Here is a 16764-nt window from a genome sequence, read left to right as displayed (position 1 = left end):
CGCCAGCTTCTGATCGGAAGCTAACAGCTGCTTAGTTAAACTGTTCATATCTTGACCCTGATCCTGAAATTCTCGCTCAGCGCCGGAATCTGGATGGACCTCAAATTTCTTGTACCAACGTACAAAGTGATAGGCAGTTACTTTGCCTATTCGGTGCTTTTTCGCTACCTGGCTAATGCTCAAAATACCGCCCTGGTAATCCCGAGCTACTGCGATTTTTAAACTTTCATCATAGATGGCTACCCGACCACCTTTTGATCCTTTTCTTGGTGCTTCCATTCTTAATTTAATTTAAGAATTATCCTAAACTTTATCAACTACTTTTAGGAATGGACAAGGAGTAATTTAGTCGGTTATCTTAGCCAGTACAAGATCTGATTCAAAAAAAAAGCGTGCAGCCGTTAAGGTTGCACGCTTTTTAAAGCTAGGAAAGAATTAAGCTAATTTAGCTTTAAGGTTCTCATCAATTGCAGATAAGAATTCTTCCGTATACAAGTAATCTTTACCATGCTGAACTTTGTTACCATGGATGCAAACTGCTAAATCTTTGGTCATTTTACCACTTTCGACAGTTTCGATACATACCTGCTCTAAAGCATGGCAGAATTTAATCAGTTCCTGGTTGTTGTCAAGAACACCGCGGAATTCAAGACCTCTTGTCCATGCAAAGATTGAAGCGATAGGGTTAGTTGAAGTTGGTCTTCCGGCCTGGTGCTCACGGTAGTGACGTGTTACAGTACCATGTGCAGCTTCAGCTTCCATTGTTTTTCCGTCTGGTGTAACCAGTACAGATGTCATTAATCCTAATGAACCAAATCCTTGTGCAACTGTGTCAGACTGAACGTCACCATCATAGTTTTTACAAGCCCAAACGAAGTTACCATTCCATTTTAACGCAGATGCAACCATGTCATCAATCAGACGGTGCTCATAAGTGATTCCTGCTTCCTTGAATCTGGTAAGGAATTCATTTTCATAAATTTCCTGGAAGATATCTTTGAAACGACCATCGTATTTTTTAAGGATCGTATTTTTTGTAGAAAGGTATAAAGGCCATTTTTTAATCAGCGCCTGGTTAAAGCAAGCATGTGCAAAACCACGGATACTTTCGTCAGTATTGTACATTGCTAAAGCAACACCATCTCCCTGGAAGTTATAAACATCGAAAGACTGTACTTCACCACCATCTTCCGGTGTGAAAGTCAGGGTTAATTTACCTTTACCTTTAGTTACTAAATCAGTTGCACGGTATTGATCACCGAATGCGTGACGGCCAATACAGATAGGAGCAGTCCAGTTTGGAACCAGACGTGGTACATTACTCATTACAATCGGTTCACGGAAAACTGTTCCATCCAGAATATTACGGATAGTACCGTTTGGTGATTTCCACATTTGTTTCAGATTGAATTCTGTAACACGTTCTTCATCAGGAGTAATAGTTGCGCATTTAATACCTACACCATATTTTTTAATGGCTTCAGCAGCATCAATGGTAACCTGATCGTTGGTTTCATCACGATATTCTACACCAAGATCATAATATTTGATATCAAGATCAAGATAAGGTAAAATCAGTTTATCCTTAATGAATTTCCAGATGATGCGGGTCATTTCATCACCATCTAACTCTACTACTGGCTGGTCTACTTTAATTTTTTGTACAGACATATTATGGTTTTCTATTTAAACTTATGAATTGGGCTAAAGATAAGGATTTTGTGCCTATTGCCCATTCAATGCGTAAATTACAAAAACAAATACAGATTTTGTAACGTTGTACTGACATTAATTACCTGATATGGAAGCAAATAAAAACAGTACCGAAAAAGGGCAAGGTTCAAACGATAAAATTCATCCTTCGGATCTTGGTGAAACACAAGATTTTAACGAATTGTCCTTCAATAAGGATAAAAATAGTTTTGAACTTGATGTCAAAGGTAAGGACAAGGACTATGATCATCCGCTCCCTTACGAAACTACGGCAGAAAATGGGGGAGATGATAATTCAGACTATGATGAGGCGAACCCTTATATAGGCGATGAATATGCGTCTAAACAGGATCAGCAGGAGTCTGATCTAGAAACCCTTGGTATGCATGTGGATAAGGGTGAAATCGTTGAGTTAAATCCGGAAGATGAATTTCTTGCTCGTACACCTGAGGATGACCGTGATGATCTTGATGAAGAGGGGTACCCGATTAATGACGCAGAACCACTGAAGTAAACAGGGGTTTACGGGAGCAGGTCCAGATTGAATTTTTTACGGAGATCTTCTAGCTTTGGATTTTTCTCCAAAAGGTAATGATATTTATCAATACTGGTATAAAGTCTGTTTTCAAGCTTACCTTCGACTTTTTTAGTCTTAATGTTAATGGCATAATTATTTAACCTGGTGCGCAGAAAGTTTAAAAATTCTACCAGCTCCTGCTGAAGAATACTTTCCTGTGCAAGGTTAGTAATATGCACTGTAATTTCATTTGATCCACTCAATTCTGGTTCATTTGTGTTCAGAATGGTATAGAAATTAATCTTATTTTCTGTTTTTGCCTTCTGAATATAGATTTTCCATAATTCCATCAGTCCTTCATGAGTAAAGGGCTCTGCTGCTTCACCTACTACAAATTTCGGTTTATCATTATCCAATCCCTCCGCGATTGCGTTTAAGGCATTTAGAGAAGGGATGAGTGTGGCTCCGTTCCCTGCGCCCATCGGATTGGGTTTCAACACAATCTTCTGGCTTGTATTTAGATCGGGCCTGGGTTTTGGTGTAGCAGGTTGTGGGGTAGCAGGTTGTGGTGTGACAGGTTGTGTTGTAGCCTGGCTATAGCCTGAGGGTGCCGGAAGCGGGTCTGGTACAGGAATTAAATTAGTTTTTTTTTTAAGCTGAGCTTCGTCAGTTTGCTGATTTGCAGCCGGCAGCGGTTGCTGCGCGAGTTGTATGACTGACGGGATGTGACACATTTTTATCAGCGAGAGCTCTACCTGCAGGCGCTGATTCTTGCTGTTTTTGTAGATCAGGTCACATTGGTTTGCCAGGTTGAGTGCTGTAAGTATAAAAGAAACGGATGTCTGCTGACTCTGCTCCAGATATTTTTTACGGATATTCTCACTTACTTCCAGTAAACTTGTTGTTTGCGGATCTTTGGCAACCAGCAGGTTTCTTAAGTGACTGGCGAGCCCGTTAATAAAGTTATTGCCGTCAAACCCATTATTTAAGATTTCATCGAAAAGCAGCAGCGACTGACTGACGTCTGCACTGGTCAGAAATCCTGTAAGGCGGAAATAATAATCGTAATCCAGAATATTCAGATTTTCAATTACTGCTTTATAAGTCAGGTTTTTGTTAGTATAGCTAACGATCTGATCAAACATGGACAGCGCGTCACGCAATCCACCATCTGCCTTTTGTGCAATGATATGTAAGCCGTCTGTTTCTACGCTGATTTGTTCGCGTTCTGCAATTTTTTGAAGATGAAGCGCGATATCGTCTACCTGGATTCTGTTAAAGTCGAAAATCTGGCAACGTGAAAGTATGGTAGGTAATATTTTATGTTTTTCTGTAGTCGCCAGAATGAATATGGCATATGCAGGAGGTTCCTCCAGCGTTTTAAGGAAAGCATTGAAGGCATTTGCCGACAACATATGCACCTCATCTATAATATAGATCTTATATTTTCCGGCTTGGGGAGGTATTCTTACTTGTTCAATCAGGCTTCGAATGTCATCTACCGAGTTGTTGGAAGCTGCATCCAGCTCATGGAAATTGAAAGAATGTCCCGTCTGAAAGGATACACAGGATTCACATTTTCCGCAGGCTTCCATATCTGCAGTCTGCTGAGTACAGTTAATGGTTTTTGCGAGAATCCGGGCACAGGTAGTTTTACCTACACCTCTTGGTCCGCAGAACAAGAATGCCTGGGCAAGCTGATTGTTTTTAATCGCATTTTTTAGAGTTCCGGTAATGTGGTGCTGACCTACAACGGTTTCGAACGTTGCCGGACGATACTTACGGGCCGAGACAATAAAATTTTCCATTTAGATGCGAAATTATAAATTTTTTAGGGAGCAGCATGGATAATTGGGAAATAAATGATTTGCAGAATTTTTCTTAGCTTAGATTTAACCTAACCAAATACGTAATGAAGCGAAATATTATTCCCGTTGTATTGATCTGCCTGCTGACGCTGTTTTCTTTCACCGGTACTGTAAATGCACAAAGCCGAAAAATTCTTGTTTTTGCCAAAACAGCAGGTTTTCACCATGAGTCCATAGCGGTAGGTTTACCAGCCTTGCAGAAGATGGGTACCGAGCATGGTTTTGATGTTGATACCACGAGAAATTCAGCGTTATTCACCTCTGAAAATTTAAAAAAATATGCAGCTGTTGTGTTTTTGAATACAACAGGAGATGTACTGAATGACGTACAGCAACAGGCTTTCGAGCAATACATTAAAGCCGGTGGCGGATATGTAGGTGTGCATGCCGCAACAGATACGGAATATGAATGGCCATGGTATGGTAAATTGGTCGGCGCTTATTTTGTAAAACATCCGGAGCAACAGGTTGCGAGTTTAGTTGTCAAAGACCGTAAGAGTGCAGCAACTGCACATCTTCCTGCTACCTGGTCGAGAAAGGACGAGTGGTATAACTTTAAAAATATTAATCCGGATATCAAGGTCTTAATTGAACTCGATGAGAAATCTTATAAAGGAGGGTCAAATGGTGCGTTCCACCCGATTGCGTGGTATCACGATTATGATGGGGGAAGAGCCTTTTATACCGGGCTGGGGCATGTTGATGAGTCTTATACAGATCCGCTCTTCTTAAAGCACCTGCTCGGCGGCATCCAATATGCTATGGGTCAAAAGCCTATGCATAAATAAAGATCAATTCAATTCGGGCTTAGATTTTGATCTGAAGATTATTATCGTTACATTTGCAGCCCGTTTTATACGGTAATTAACATTAAATAATTATAACAATGAATCAGTACGAAACTGTTATCGTTCTTACCCCGTTGTTGTCAGAAGAAGTTGCGAAAGAAGCATTAGCCAAATTCAGCAAAATCATCACTGATAGCGGAGCCGAAATTGTTCAAGAGGACAATTGGGGTTTGAGAAAATTAGCGTATCCGATTGAAAAAAAAGCAAGCGGATTCTTCCACCTTACAGAGTACAAATCTTCAGGTGAATTAATTAACAAATTGGAATTAGAACTAAAACGCGATGAGCGTGTTCTTCGTTTCCTGACCATTAGATTAGACCGTCATGCGGTTGCTTATAATGAGAAGAAACGCAGTGGTGCTTTTAACAAAAAACCTAAGAAAGAGGAGGCTGCAGCATAATGGCTAAAGATCAGATACAATATGTTACCGCTCCAAAAGTGGACGATAACAGAAAAAAATATTGCCGTTTCAAAAAGAACGGAATTAAATATATCGATTACAAAGACGCAAACTTTCTGTTAAAATTCATCAATGATCAAGGTAAAATTTTACCACGCCGTTTAACCGGTACTTCATTGAAATTTCAACGTAAAGTGGCTCAGGCGGTAAAACGTTCTCGCCACATTGGTTTGTTACCTTTCGTTGCTGACCAATTAAAATAGGAGCTGAGACATGGAAATTATATTAAAACAGGACATCAAGTCTCTTGGAGAGAAAGATGATATTGTAAACGTAAAGCCAGGTTACGGCCGTAACTACCTGATCCCACAAGGATTTGGTGCTTTAGCTACTCCATCTGCTAAAAAAGTATTAGCAGAAAACCTGAAGCAAGCAGCGTTTAAACAAGATAAAATTAAGAAAGATGCTGAAGGTATCGCAGAACGTTTAACTGAAGTTAAATTGTCTATCGGTGCTAAAGCTGGTGAAACCGGTAAAATCTTTGGTGCAGTTAATACCATCATGATTGCTGAAGCCTTAAAACAACAAGGTTTTGAAGTTGACCGTCGCCGTATCACTTTCGAAACTGAACCTAAATTTGTTGGTGAATATATCGCTAACTTAAACTTACACAAAGAAGTGAAAGTTAAAGTTCCTTTCGAAGTTGTAGCTGAGTAATCATCTCATTCGACATAAAAAAAGCGTTCCATTCGGAACGCTTTTTTTATGTCTGATTTTTAGAATTATACTCCCCTTTTCCTGGAGCGATGTTCATCTATAATCTTGCGGATTTCCTTAATATCGCTTTTTGAAAAGCCATGGACTTCTATTTTATTACCGTTCATAAACAACCGTAACTTCGAGAAACCAACCATAGGTGAATCCACTTCAATCGAAGTTATATCTTCATAATTGAGATATTTTGAATCTCCACTGAAAAGTCCCGGAGCTTTAATCTCTATTGAGTTTTCCTCCAAATGGATTTCTGTTGGGAACATCTTGTTTCCCTCGGATAGTCTTGATGCTGTGAATTTCATCAGATAATTTTTTAATTTTTCACGAATTTAGCAAAAGCTTTGCTTATTCTATCATCTGTGCAGATCCAAAAGCTTTGGATGCGTCGGACATTAACCCTAGTTGTTTTTTTCGCTGGCGATTGCTGCCAAAAGTTTGCGATAAGGCGTGTTGAATTTCTCGATCCCTTCATCTTCCAGTTGCTGCATCAGCTTGCCCAGGTCTATGCCCTCATGATGGAGTTGTGAAATCACTGAGCTCGCACCTTCCAGGTCCTGTTCGAGTCTTACTGCAGGGTCTCCATGGTCACGGAATGCTTCAAGGGTTTCCATAGGAATGGTATTTACGGTATCAGGCCCAATCAGTGCTTCTACGTACTTGACATCACTATATGCCGGGTTCTTATTTCCCGTACTTGCCCAGAGTAAGCGTTGCGGTCTTGCACCTTTAGCTGCCAGTTTCTCCCAGCGTTCCCCGTTGAATTTCTGTTTGTAAATTTCATATGCTTTTTTCGCAGACGAAATAGCAACTTTACCTTCCAGATTCTGCAGGTTCTTTTCATGCAGGATCGGATCAACCAATACGTCTATCCGGCTTAGAAAGAAACTAGCTACAGATGAAATGCCATTTATCGGTTTACCTTGGTCTACTCGTTCTTCCAATCCACTCAGATATGCTTCTGCTACGGCTTCATATCTTTCAAGACTAAACAATAAAGTAACATTAATATTAATCCCCGCTGCAATACTGGTTTGTATAGCCGGTAACCCAGCTTTGGTTGCAGGAATTTTAATCATTACGTTTTTACGGTCTACAGCATGCCATAATTCCTGGGCTTGTTCTATAGTACCTTCTGTATCCATTGCAAGGAGTGGTGATACTTCCAGACTTACATACCCGTCGGCACCTTGCTGTTTCTCTTCATAGACAGGTAAAAATAGGTCTGCGGCACTTCTGATGTCAGCTATAGCAAGCTGATAGAAGATATCTTCATCGCTAAGTTCTTCTTCAGCATATTTATGAATGTCTGCATCATAGTCATTGCTACTGCTGATAGCTTTCTCAAAAATGGCAGGATTAGAGGTTATTCCTCGAATACCATCTTCCTGAATTAGCTTCTTCAACTGACCTGAACTGATGAGCTGACGGTCAATAAAGTCCAGCCAGATACTTTGTCCATAATCATATATCTTTTTTACACGATTGTTTTCCATGATCTTGTATTTTTACAGCAGAACAGGTTCAGCTGCGCTTTGTTTCCCAAAATCTAAAAACTGGCAAAGTACAGACAAACTTGTATTATATAATTATTTGAATGGCAAAAAAACGTGCGGTAGCTCCGGGTTCTATATTAAATCGTGTAAAATGGCTCGGGCTGAAAATTTTAATTTGGTTTTTACTGGCATCTATCGGTTGGGTGCTGGCTTATAAATTTATTAATCCCCCGATTACTCTGTTAATGGTTAAGCGGAATTTTGAACGAAAAGCAGATGGTAAAACATTTAAAATTGAGAAGGATTGGATTGATTATGACGAGATATCTGCGCAACTGAAAAGGGCTGCGGTTGCATCCGAAGATCAGAAATTTCCGACTCATCATGGTTTCGATCTCAAAGCTATAGATAAAGCATACAAGTCTAATAAGGGCGGAAGCGGTAAGATTAAAGGAGGAAGTACAATCTCCCAGCAGACTGCCAAAAATGTGTTTCTTTGGCCTGGCAGGTCATGGATAAGGAAGGGATTTGAGGCCTACTTCACGGTACTGATTGAGTTGTTCTGGAGTAAAGAGCGTATTCTGGAAGTATATCTGAACGTTATTGAAATGGGCGATGGCATTTACGGTGCCGAAGCGGCGGCGCAAAACTATTTTGGTAAAACCTGTACTAACCTGAACAGGTCTGAAGCTGCGTTAATTATAGCCTGCTTACCGAATCCATTACGTTGGACTCCTGCCAAACCAACAACCTATATCCGGCACCGGCAATATCAGATTATGCGAAGCATTAAACAGATGGGGCCGCTAAAGCTGGGTACACAGCAAGAATCTAAACCAAAAAACAAAAAATAATGAACAAAATTATGTGTCTCGGTTTGTTGTTTATCTGCAGTTTCTTAGCATTCACAGCAGCAGCCCAGCAAAAACAAAAATACGTCATGGTGATTCACGGCGGTGCTGGTACTATCCTGAAAAAGAATATGACACCGGAAAAAGAACAAGCCTACCTTGGTAAGCTCCGTGAAGCATTGCAAGCGGGTTATGATCAGATTAAGGCTGGGAAACCAAGTCTTGATGCAGTGCAGGCAGCCGTTCTGGTAATGGAAGACAGTCCTTTGTTTAATGCAGGAAAAGGGGCTGTATTTACGCATGACGGGAAAAATGAGATGGACGCGGCTATCATGGACGGTAAGACTCTTAAAGCAGGTTCAATTGCTGGTGTGACCACGATACGCAACCCAATTCTAGCTGCCCGGGCTGTAATGGAGCGCTCTGAACATGTGATGATGATTGGCAGGGGTGCAGAAGGTTTCGCAAAAGAGATCGGGTTGCAAATTGTCGATCCGTCTTATTTTTATACTCCGGAGCGCTGGAATGGGTTACAAAAAGCTTTAGCTGAAGATTCCGTTAAAGCAGTGCTGGACCATGGAAATAAGAGTTCTGAATTAAAGGGTACAGTAAATAAAGATAATAAGTTCGGTACTGTTGGTGCAGTGGCACTTGATCAGGCCGGTAATCTGGCAGCAGCAACTTCTACAGGAGGAATGACTAATAAGAAATATGGTCGTGTTGGCGATGCTCCGCTCATCGGGGCGGGCACTTATGCTAACAATGCAACTGCTGGTATTTCCTGCACAGGCTGGGGAGAGTTTTTTATTCGCTCAGTAGTGGCCTACGATATTTCAGCAATGATGGAATATCAAAAGTTATCCCTGCAGGAAGCAGCAGCGAAAGCATTGGCCAAGATGGAAAAACTAGGTGGTGACGGTGGCTTGGTTGCACTCGATAATAAGGGCAATGTAACTATGCCTTTCAATACAGCCGGTATGTACCGCGGAACGGTTACGGCTGATGGTCAGATAGATGTTAACATTTACCGTTAAACCTTAGACAGGCATATTTGCCGGCCTGTTACTACAGCAGGTCGGCAAATACTTTCTGATGCCAGCTATCCTTGAATGGCACTTCCCATTTATTTTCGTATTCATCCAAAGTCTGGACCATATTATTGAATACTGTAGATTCAGGGGTTATGTTTTTGATACTGATCAGTGTTTCGAAATCTTCTTTATTGACCACGTTGACTTTGTCATCAACTTTATAGGCCATATTGAAACGGTTAAAGAGATCAACACTGTATTGCTCCTCCAATCCTTTGATCACACGAACTGATGCATCAATAGAACAACCGGTAGCTCCCGCAGCTGTTTCGTCTACAATAAAAATAATGAAATAGTTATAACGTATTTCTGCTTTTGCCTGTAACTGGTGGCCATGTGCTTTCCATTGTTCGGTAAATTCGTCCAGCTGCTTTTGTAATTGCTGGACTTCCTGATCGCTGAATTCACGGTCAGACTGATAGATCCATACTTTTGATTGTGGAGAAAAACTCATATAACAAATTTAAGATTTTAATTAACTTGAACTAAGCGCTTGTACAAAAATTACCTGCACATGAATTTTGCAGATTTAAACTCTTCAAGCCTTAATTTATGGTACCTTATAAGATTATTATATAATAGCCAGGCTGATGAAAAAGTTTACGCGTAAATCTAAAATAATCATTTTCATTGTTCTTTGTCCGGTTTTTCTTTCTTTTTCTGCAAATGGCCCTGCAGATGAGGAAGCCGGTTTCGTGCAGGAGATGCTGAACACACACTACGCTATTCTTCCGGATGCGCCGGCACTCAAAAAATATGAGCTTCAGGTGAGTGGAACGGGCTTCTGCCGGTATAAGAAATATTATCAAAATGGTAAGCAGGAATACTTTTCATTCCATTTCCTCAAATATAAGGCGGCTGACTATGTGGGAAGCAGCACAAACGGGATTTTATATCTGCATACATTAAACGACGATGTGATCGTGCAAACTTACAGAGAAAAAAGGGGAGGCGATATAGATAGTATGGCCACAAGTCTGGCTATTCCACTTAAAAACATGGAACCTGAAGATCTTGAGCTGCTACAGGAAAAGTTCCGGCAGCTGCAGGCGAAACTTCGCTAAAGTTTCCGTTTATAGTATATACTGCAGATTCCTCATTTCTGGAAGCCACTACTATTTTAGTTAATCCGGCATCGGTTTGAAACAGTTTTTCCACAACATCAGGATGATTATTATCCCTGGATAAATGAGCTAATAATAGATGGCTCAGTCGAGAAGAACGACGAGTTTTGAATAGCTCCAAAGCCTGCAGGTTACTCAAGTGTCCCTTGCCGCCGCTGATTCTTCGTTTCAAATAATACGGGTAACTTCCGTTACTCAGCATATCCGTATCATAGTTGGTCTCCAGAAATGCTGCATGACATTGGGAGAAATAATGGCTTAGATTCTCACACACATCTCCCAAGTCTGTAAATATGCCTATTTTAAGTTCTCCCTGGCAGACCATAAAGCTATGCGGATCTGCAGCATCATGTATTTTAGGAAAGGTATGAACCTGAAGCTTGCCAATTGTAATCTGCTGGCAGCCATTGAAATGCAGCAAAAGCTCTTCCGGAATAGCAAGCTTACTATTCTGGTAGGTCCCCGGCGTAATATAAACCGGAATTCTATATTTTTTTGCCAATACCTGCAGTCCACGAATATGGTCCGTATGTTCGTGAGAGACGAATACTGCCTTAACCTTGTCTATGGAAAGGTTCATACGCAGCATTCTCTTCTCCGTTTCCCGGCAGGAGATTCCTGCATCAATTAACACCGCTTCCTCTGCATTACCAATATAATAGCAGTTTCCATTACTTCCGGAATTTAGGGAGGCAATATGTAGCGGGCTATAATCCATTTGCGCGTACCGTTATTTCTGCAATATCCAATACCTGAACTTGGTCGCTTTTGTCTTTCATTTTAACGCCATCGCTGAGCATTGTCATACAAAAAGGGCATCCTGCAGCAATGATTCCGGGATTGGTCTCCAGAGCTTCTTCAATTCTTTCGATATTGATGTCTTTGTTACCTTTTTCCGGTTCTTTAAACATTTGCGCACCGCCTGCTCCGCAGCACAGGCCATTGGATTTGCATCTTTTCATTTCTACCAATTGTGCGTCCAGTACTTCCAGCGCTTTTCTGGGAGCTTCATAGACGCCATTGGCACGACCAAGATAGCAAGGGTCATGATAGGTGATTTTTTTACCTTTGAAGCTTTCGCCACCTTCTGCTTTCAGTTTACCTTCAGTAATAAGATCCTGAATCAACTGGGTGTGGTGAATTACTTCATAATTTCCGCCAAGACCGGGATATTCGTTCTTGATGGTATTAAAGCAATGCGGGCATCCGGTAACTATTTTTTTAATATCGTAACCATTCAATATTTCAATATTGGTCATAGCCTGCATCTGGAAGAGGAATTCATTTCCTGCACGTTTGGCCGGATCGCCTGTACAGCTTTCTTCAGTTCCTAAAACAGCATATTTAATGCCGACGTGGTGTAATATTTTACAGATATCTCTGGTGGTTTTTTGCGCTCTTTCGTCATAACTGCCTGCGCAGCCCACCCAGAATAAAATTTCCGGCTGTTCACCTCTGGCAACTAATTCTGCCATGGTAGGTACTTCTATATTAAGTTTCTCGCTCATTGTTCAGCTCGTTTAAAATCTGTCTTAATTTTCTTTTGCCCAGTTAAATCGGTCAGCTGGTGAATATTTCCATGGGGCGCCGTTGTTTTCAATATTTCCAAGCATAGTATTAATGCTGGAAGGTGCCTGTGATTCTTCCATTACTGCGTACCTTCTGAGTTCTGTAATAATAGCCAGTGGGTCTATGTTAATTGGGCAAGCTTCTACACAGGCGTTACAGCTTGTACATGCCCAGATTTCTTCCCTGGTGATATAATCGTCTATTAAAGATTTTCCGTCTTCCAGGCCTGGTCCTTTCTGATCAAGGCTTTTGCCCACTTCTTCCATCCGGTCCCTGGTATCCATCATGATCTTTCGTGGTGAAAGAAGTTTGCCGGTAATGTTTGCCGGGCACACAGATGTACAGCGTCCGCATTCGGTACAGGTATAGGCATTCATGAGGTTAATCCAAGTCAGGTCATTCACATCCTTTGCGCCGAACCTTCCTGCTGCTGCTTCTGCAGGAACAAAAGAGGGGTCAAGCATAGCCTTTACCTCATTAGTGACACTTTGCATATTAGTAAACTCACCTTTGGGCTCCAGATTGGAATAATAGGTATTTGGAAATGCAAATAGAATATGGAAGTGTTTGGAATAGGGCAGGTAATTTAAAAATGCTAGAATTCCGATAATATGGAACCACCAGCAGCCTCTTTCCAGTGCAATTAGTGCCGATGGCTGATCTGGCAGCAATGGAATCAAAAACTGACTTACCGGGAATGACCCTGCTGTGGTATAGTGGGAAACACCTAATGTCTGTAATTTGGCATCTGCTGCATTCATCAGCAGGAAAGCTGTCATTAGCAGAACCTCCGTGAAAAGAATATAATTGGCGTCTGATTTTGGCCATCCTTCCAGCTCAGAGGCCATAAATCTTTTAAGCTTTAGGATGTTTCTGCGAATCAGGAAGATAACGCATGCTAACCATACACCTAATGCCAGAATTTCAAACGATCCGATAAGGAAATTGTATAAGGTGCCGAGCCCGCCGAAAATACGGTGGGTGCCGAATATTCCGTCTATCATGATCTCCAGGACCTCAATATTGATAATTACAAAACCGGCGTAAACAACAAAGTGTAAAGCAGCAGGAATTGGTCTAACCACCATTTTGCTCTGTCCAAAAGCAACTTTTAGCATGGTTATCAGTCTTTTAGACGGCTGGTCGGATCGATCTGCATCTCTCCCTAATCTGATATTGCGGATCACTTTTTTTACATTTATACTAAACAGTATGACGGCCGCAATGGTGATGGCTATAAATAGAATTTGTGAAATCATGTGCTGGTGAATCTTTTTACAGTATTGCTAAGGTAAAAATTATACTATAAACAAATTACTATGCTTGCATATTATTTTAATTTTAGAGCTCTTTTAAGCTGATTATTACCCCTTTTTAAATTATTTTCAAAAAAGTTTTGTTTTCCAGAAAAAGAATCTACCTTTGCAATCCCAACCGAGGGGAATATGTGATTCACATATTAATAAAGATGGTGCGGTAGCTCAGTCGGTAGAGCAAAGGATTGAAAATCCTTGTGTCGCCGGTTCGATCCCGGCCCACACCACTCTAAAAGCCCTAACTAGTTAATAGTTAGGGCTTTATTATTTTGTTCTCCTGAGAATTCACGTTTTAGAAGACCTTACCTTTTTAAGGTGTTGTAAATCAGATTTTCACTGTATTCTTGAATTTCGATGGTTATTATATTCCCGGCCTATCCAATCAGATAATAACTAAATATGTAAAGCTCACATACCTTTATGAGTTTGAAAAAAGTGCAACAATAGGTACCTTTCCTCTTAAATTTTATTTGATGGAAAAGCAACCTACCAACATTCTCATATTAGGAAATGGATTCGATTTAAATTTCGGTCTAAAAACAGGATATTGTGACTTTGTTAAAAGTGAGCAGTTCCTGAAATTAAAGAATTTTGGTAGTGAACTGGCTAACTATCTCCATGAACAAAACGATCTAAACAATTGGATTGATATTGAAAACGAACTCACAGCATGCTCACATAACCAACTGGGGAATCTAGAAAAAGAGTATGATGATGTTTGTGCTGCGCTAATGAATTATTTGGAACAAATTCACTATCCGAAGGATCAGTGGCCTACAGCAAGAGCTTATGACCTTTTTGAAGCTTATCAGAACAAAGAGTTTTTAGTAATTGACTTCAATTATACCCCAACCAGTAGGTTGCTTCTGCAGCATTTCGGTAAGTCTGATCAACAAATTGATGATATTTTGATTAAAATTCATGGTTCAACTGCAGCCCGTAATATTATCTTTGGCGTGGAAGACTCAGCAAAAATAAAAAGGCAGCATGTTTTCCTGAAAAAGTCTTTCAACAAAAATTTTAGCCCACGAGACTTTAAAAAGATGTTCCAAGGTGCCGAATCACTAGCTTTTTTTGGTCATTCCTTAGGAATAACAGATTTTATGTACTTCAAAGATTTTTTTAGTAATGCTACCTTTAGCAATAAGAGGAAGGATTTGATCATTTTTCATTATGGTAAACAAGGATATTTAGATTTGCACATGCAACTGGACGATATGACCAATAATCGCCTTTCAGCATTGAAGCAATCCAATACCGTTACTTTTATCGACAGCGTCCTCGGTTAAGCGCCGCTGAGAATTATATATTCTGTATGAATTTATAATTAATTCGTGCATATTAAAACTTTGCGATCTCCTGCAGATAATCATGGTTTGAGACCTTCGCCGGCGTTAATATTAAAAATCTCAACATGGCTAAAAAGTATTCTTGTCATAAATGTAATGGACCAAGAAATCACGTCCTGCTCTTTAATAAGGAAAAATCATAATAAAAAAACCCTATAGAGGTTAACCAAAGAAAACTGCCTGGCATTTAGTTTAGTTATGGGTCAGTTCAGACGATTCATTATGAGATCTACACTTGCTTCGGGACTTGAAATCAATTCAATGATGTTGTTAGCTTAGAAGTTTTTCGATTCGGTGTTTTTCTATTTTATATTGGCGAGATGAAGAACGAGACAAAACCGGCAGATTTAAATCTGATTAAGCCTCTTTACAGTTGACATATGCATGTTTAGATTGGATAGTATCGAAGCTGATGCAATCAGCTCTGCCGTTGAATTAAGTAAGATTCTTTGATACCAATAATATCACCGAAAACAATTAGCGAAATCAGAAGTTGTTGATATGTCAAGGCTTAGTATTTTTTTTAGCTCCTGGTTACACATCTGCATAAAATTATTTATATTGGTAAACACTTATCTTATTGTCATGACCATCATTAAAGAATTATCTATCAGTATGAAAAATCTCCTCGAGACATTTTTCAGTTCAGATACCGATGTAATGAGCAATCGCGTCAAGGAAATTATGGCTAATCCAGATGATAAAAAGAACTATCTAGAAGCACTGGAAAAACTTCGGAAACTAGAGAATGCTGGCAAACACGGTACTGAAAAGGTTAAATTAAGTAATGATCAGGAACTAGAATTAACCACCTAGTTAAGTGGATACAAGTGTTACTTTGTTCAGTTTTGGGTATATCGTTATTCTGATTGTTCCGGGAATCATTTTTAAGCGGTTCTTTTTTCAGGGTGCATTTTCAGGTCAATTTAATACTGGTATTTTTGCGGATCGGATCATAACAAGTCTCTTCTGGGGAATTTTGGTGCAGATTATCAGTGCATTGACCTTTAGTCGCATTATCAACGTAAGTTATCAGGATTGGAGAATAATGCTCCAGACTTTATATAGAAATATAGTGGATAATAAGCTTCCCAATGTTACACCAGATCAACTACTTAATGTATTATTTTATGCAGTTTATTCGGTTGTACTTGCTGCCGCTCTTGGTTTCTTTTTGTTCAAAGTTATCAGGATGCTTAGTCTTGACTTAAAGTTTCCAGCCTTCAGGTTTCTCAACCAATGGCATTATTATTTTAAAGGGGAGATTCTGCGTACACCGGAATTTAAGATGACAGGCAGGGGAAAGTTTTTATCTACAGAAGTGGACCTAATGCTCAAGGATAATGATGGGAAATCAAATCTTTTTTCAGGACTGCTAACGCAATATACCTTGAATACCAAAAATGAATTGGATACCATTTATCTTACAGGTGCAAGCAGGTTCTCACAATCCCAGAATGGGATGAAACATATACCTGGTGATATTTTTATCATCCCCTTTTCGACCGTACAGAACATGAACATCCGTTATAACTTCCAGGTCAGACAAAATAAAGAAGTTCTCAAATATATTACACTTTGCTTTTCAGGTTTGGTGCTCATCAGTATTCTGGTTTACCCCTGGTTACTCGACCTCGACCTTTGGCGGAAGATCTCTGGTGCCGTCACACTTTTCTTTTCATGGCTATATTTTTCCATACTGATTATATCGTTTTTCCCAGCTAGCAATGGTGTTCAACCATTGTCTAATCGTGCTAGGATCGCAACTTTCGTACTGTTGTTATGCTTTATCCTTACATCCTTATTCGTCTTATATATCATATAGATTTATACCAATAATACTGTCTGAT

19 protein-coding genes, 1 tRNA gene and 1 pseudogene are annotated in these 16764 nt (G+C 40.0%); 12 read left to right on the top strand and 9 right to left on the bottom strand.

What is annotated here, in order from left to right:
• Together BM192_RS20100 and BM192_RS20095 are read right to left on the bottom strand one after the other, a co-directional pair.
• Positions 1 to 279, bottom strand: a pseudogene (locus BM192_RS20100) (hypothetical protein); the annotation flags it as partial.
• Positions 280 to 435: 156 nt separating this feature from the next.
• Positions 436 to 1671 carry an isocitrate dehydrogenase (NADP(+)) gene (locus tag BM192_RS20095; protein WP_037444039.1) on the bottom strand — a complete coding sequence of 412 codons (1236 nt, stop codon included), beginning with the start codon at positions 1669 to 1671 and terminating at the stop codon, positions 436 to 438.
• A 130-nt stretch (positions 1672 to 1801) separates the two neighbouring features.
• On the opposite strand from BM192_RS20095, the gene BM192_RS20090 reads away from it, so the two are divergent.
• A complete protein-coding gene (locus tag BM192_RS20090; RefSeq protein ID WP_037444037.1) occupies positions 1802 to 2227 on the top strand; it encodes a hypothetical protein in 426 nt (141 codons plus the stop codon).
• Between the two features lie 8 nt (positions 2228 to 2235).
• Here the strand turns inward: BM192_RS20090 and BM192_RS20085 are convergent, their stop codons facing one another.
• On the bottom strand, positions 2236 to 4038 hold the full coding sequence (locus tag BM192_RS20085) for a DNA polymerase III subunit gamma/tau (protein WP_074964118.1): 1803 nt from the start codon (positions 4036 to 4038) through the stop codon (positions 2236 to 2238).
• A 104-nt stretch (positions 4039 to 4142) separates the two neighbouring features.
• On the opposite strand from BM192_RS20085, the gene BM192_RS20080 reads away from it, so the two are divergent.
• The 4 genes from BM192_RS20080 to rplI all read left to right on the top strand — a co-directional run bounded on the left by BM192_RS20080 (position 4143) and on the right by rplI (position 6064).
• A complete protein-coding gene (locus BM192_RS20080) occupies positions 4143 to 4886 on the top strand; it encodes a ThuA domain-containing protein (RefSeq protein WP_074964117.1) in 744 nt (247 codons plus the stop codon).
• Positions 4887 to 4984: 98 nt separating this feature from the next.
• Positions 4985 to 5347, top strand: a complete 363-nt coding sequence (gene rpsF / locus BM192_RS20075; RefSeq protein ID WP_037444035.1) for a 30S ribosomal protein S6 — start codon at positions 4985 to 4987, stop codon at positions 5345 to 5347.
• Entirely contained in the window at positions 5347 to 5610 is a 264-nt protein-coding gene (rpsR, locus tag BM192_RS20070) for a 30S ribosomal protein S18 (protein ID WP_008244392.1), read from the top strand. Before rpsF ends, rpsR begins: the two co-directional genes overlap by 1 nt.
• Positions 5611 to 5620: 10 nt before the next feature.
• Complete coding sequence (gene rplI / locus BM192_RS20065; protein WP_037444029.1) at positions 5621 to 6064, top strand: 50S ribosomal protein L9; 444 nt, start codon at positions 5621 to 5623, stop codon at positions 6062 to 6064.
• Between the two features lie 65 nt (positions 6065 to 6129).
• Here the strand turns inward: rplI and BM192_RS20060 are convergent, their stop codons facing one another.
• Complete coding sequence (locus BM192_RS20060; RefSeq protein ID WP_037442652.1) at positions 6130 to 6423, bottom strand: hypothetical protein; 294 nt, start codon at positions 6421 to 6423, stop codon at positions 6130 to 6132.
• 96 nt (positions 6424 to 6519) lie between these two features.
• Positions 6520 to 7614, bottom strand: a complete 1095-nt coding sequence (gene tal, locus BM192_RS20055) for a transaldolase (protein ID WP_037442654.1) — start codon at positions 7612 to 7614, stop codon at positions 6520 to 6522.
• A gap of 101 nt (positions 7615 to 7715) precedes the next feature.
• Between tal and mtgA the strand changes: the two genes are divergently transcribed.
• A complete protein-coding gene (gene mtgA / locus BM192_RS20050; RefSeq protein WP_051760059.1) occupies positions 7716 to 8468 on the top strand; it encodes a monofunctional biosynthetic peptidoglycan transglycosylase in 753 nt (250 codons plus the stop codon).
• The gene (locus tag BM192_RS20045; protein ID WP_139218474.1) at positions 8468 to 9499 is read left to right on the top strand and encodes an isoaspartyl peptidase/L-asparaginase family protein; all 1032 of its coding nucleotides are present in this window, start codon (positions 8468 to 8470) and stop codon (positions 9497 to 9499) included. The genes mtgA and BM192_RS20045 overlap by 1 nt, the downstream gene beginning before the upstream one ends.
• 31 nt (positions 9500 to 9530) lie before the next feature.
• On the opposite strand, the gene BM192_RS20040 is transcribed toward BM192_RS20045, so the two are convergent.
• The gene (locus BM192_RS20040; protein WP_037440463.1) at positions 9531 to 10010 is read right to left on the bottom strand and encodes a hypothetical protein; all 480 of its coding nucleotides are present in this window, start codon (positions 10008 to 10010) and stop codon (positions 9531 to 9533) included.
• A gap of 136 nt (positions 10011 to 10146) precedes the next feature.
• Here BM192_RS20040 and BM192_RS20810 point away from each other — a divergent pair, with 136 nt between their 5' ends.
• Positions 10147 to 10620 carry a hypothetical protein gene (locus BM192_RS20810; protein ID WP_037440464.1) on the top strand — a complete coding sequence of 158 codons (474 nt, stop codon included), beginning with the start codon at positions 10147 to 10149 and terminating at the stop codon, positions 10618 to 10620.
• Here BM192_RS20810 and BM192_RS20030 read toward each other — a convergent pair.
• From BM192_RS20030 to BM192_RS20020, 3 genes are read right to left on the bottom strand one after another with little or no spacing between them, the layout of a single operon-like run.
• Complete coding sequence (locus BM192_RS20030; RefSeq protein ID WP_051759849.1) at positions 10547 to 11398, bottom strand: MBL fold metallo-hydrolase; 852 nt, start codon at positions 11396 to 11398, stop codon at positions 10547 to 10549. The two genes, BM192_RS20810 and BM192_RS20030, sit on opposite strands and share 74 nt — an antisense overlap.
• Positions 11388 to 12188, bottom strand: a complete 801-nt coding sequence (locus tag BM192_RS20025; protein ID WP_037440466.1) for a (Fe-S)-binding protein — start codon at positions 12186 to 12188, stop codon at positions 11388 to 11390. Before BM192_RS20025 ends, BM192_RS20030 begins: the two co-directional genes overlap by 11 nt.
• A 24-nt stretch (positions 12189 to 12212) precedes the next feature.
• Positions 12213 to 13508, bottom strand: coding sequence for a 4Fe-4S dicluster domain-containing protein (locus tag BM192_RS20020; protein WP_037440467.1), 1296 nt, complete (start codon positions 13506 to 13508; stop codon positions 12213 to 12215).
• Between the two features lie 211 nt (positions 13509 to 13719).
• Between BM192_RS20020 and BM192_RS20015 the strand changes: the two genes are divergently transcribed.
• The 4 genes from BM192_RS20015 to BM192_RS20000 all read left to right on the top strand — a co-directional run bounded on the left by BM192_RS20015 (position 13720) and on the right by BM192_RS20000 (position 16739).
• A tRNA-Phe gene (locus BM192_RS20015) sits at positions 13720 to 13792 on the top strand.
• Between the two features lie 246 nt (positions 13793 to 14038).
• Positions 14039 to 14854: an AbiH family protein gene (locus BM192_RS20010; protein ID WP_139218473.1), complete on the top strand. Its 816-nt coding sequence runs from the start codon at positions 14039 to 14041 to the stop codon at positions 14852 to 14854.
• 675 nt (positions 14855 to 15529) lie between these two features.
• Positions 15530 to 15730, top strand: a complete 201-nt coding sequence (locus BM192_RS20005; protein ID WP_170844866.1) for a hypothetical protein — start codon at positions 15530 to 15532, stop codon at positions 15728 to 15730.
• Positions 15731 to 15734: 4 nt separating this feature from the next.
• Positions 15735 to 16739: a hypothetical protein gene (locus BM192_RS20000; RefSeq protein ID WP_037440473.1), complete on the top strand. Its 1005-nt coding sequence runs from the start codon at positions 15735 to 15737 to the stop codon at positions 16737 to 16739.
• The last annotated feature ends 25 nt before the right edge of the window (positions 16740 to 16764 follow it).

The organism is Pedobacter antarcticus (assembly GCF_900112985.1).
GTDB lineage: Bacteria > Bacteroidota > Bacteroidia > Sphingobacteriales > Sphingobacteriaceae > Pedobacter > Pedobacter antarcticus.
The sequence above is the reverse complement of the archived record's forward strand: the minus strand, read 5'-3'. Positions and strand labels throughout refer to the sequence as shown.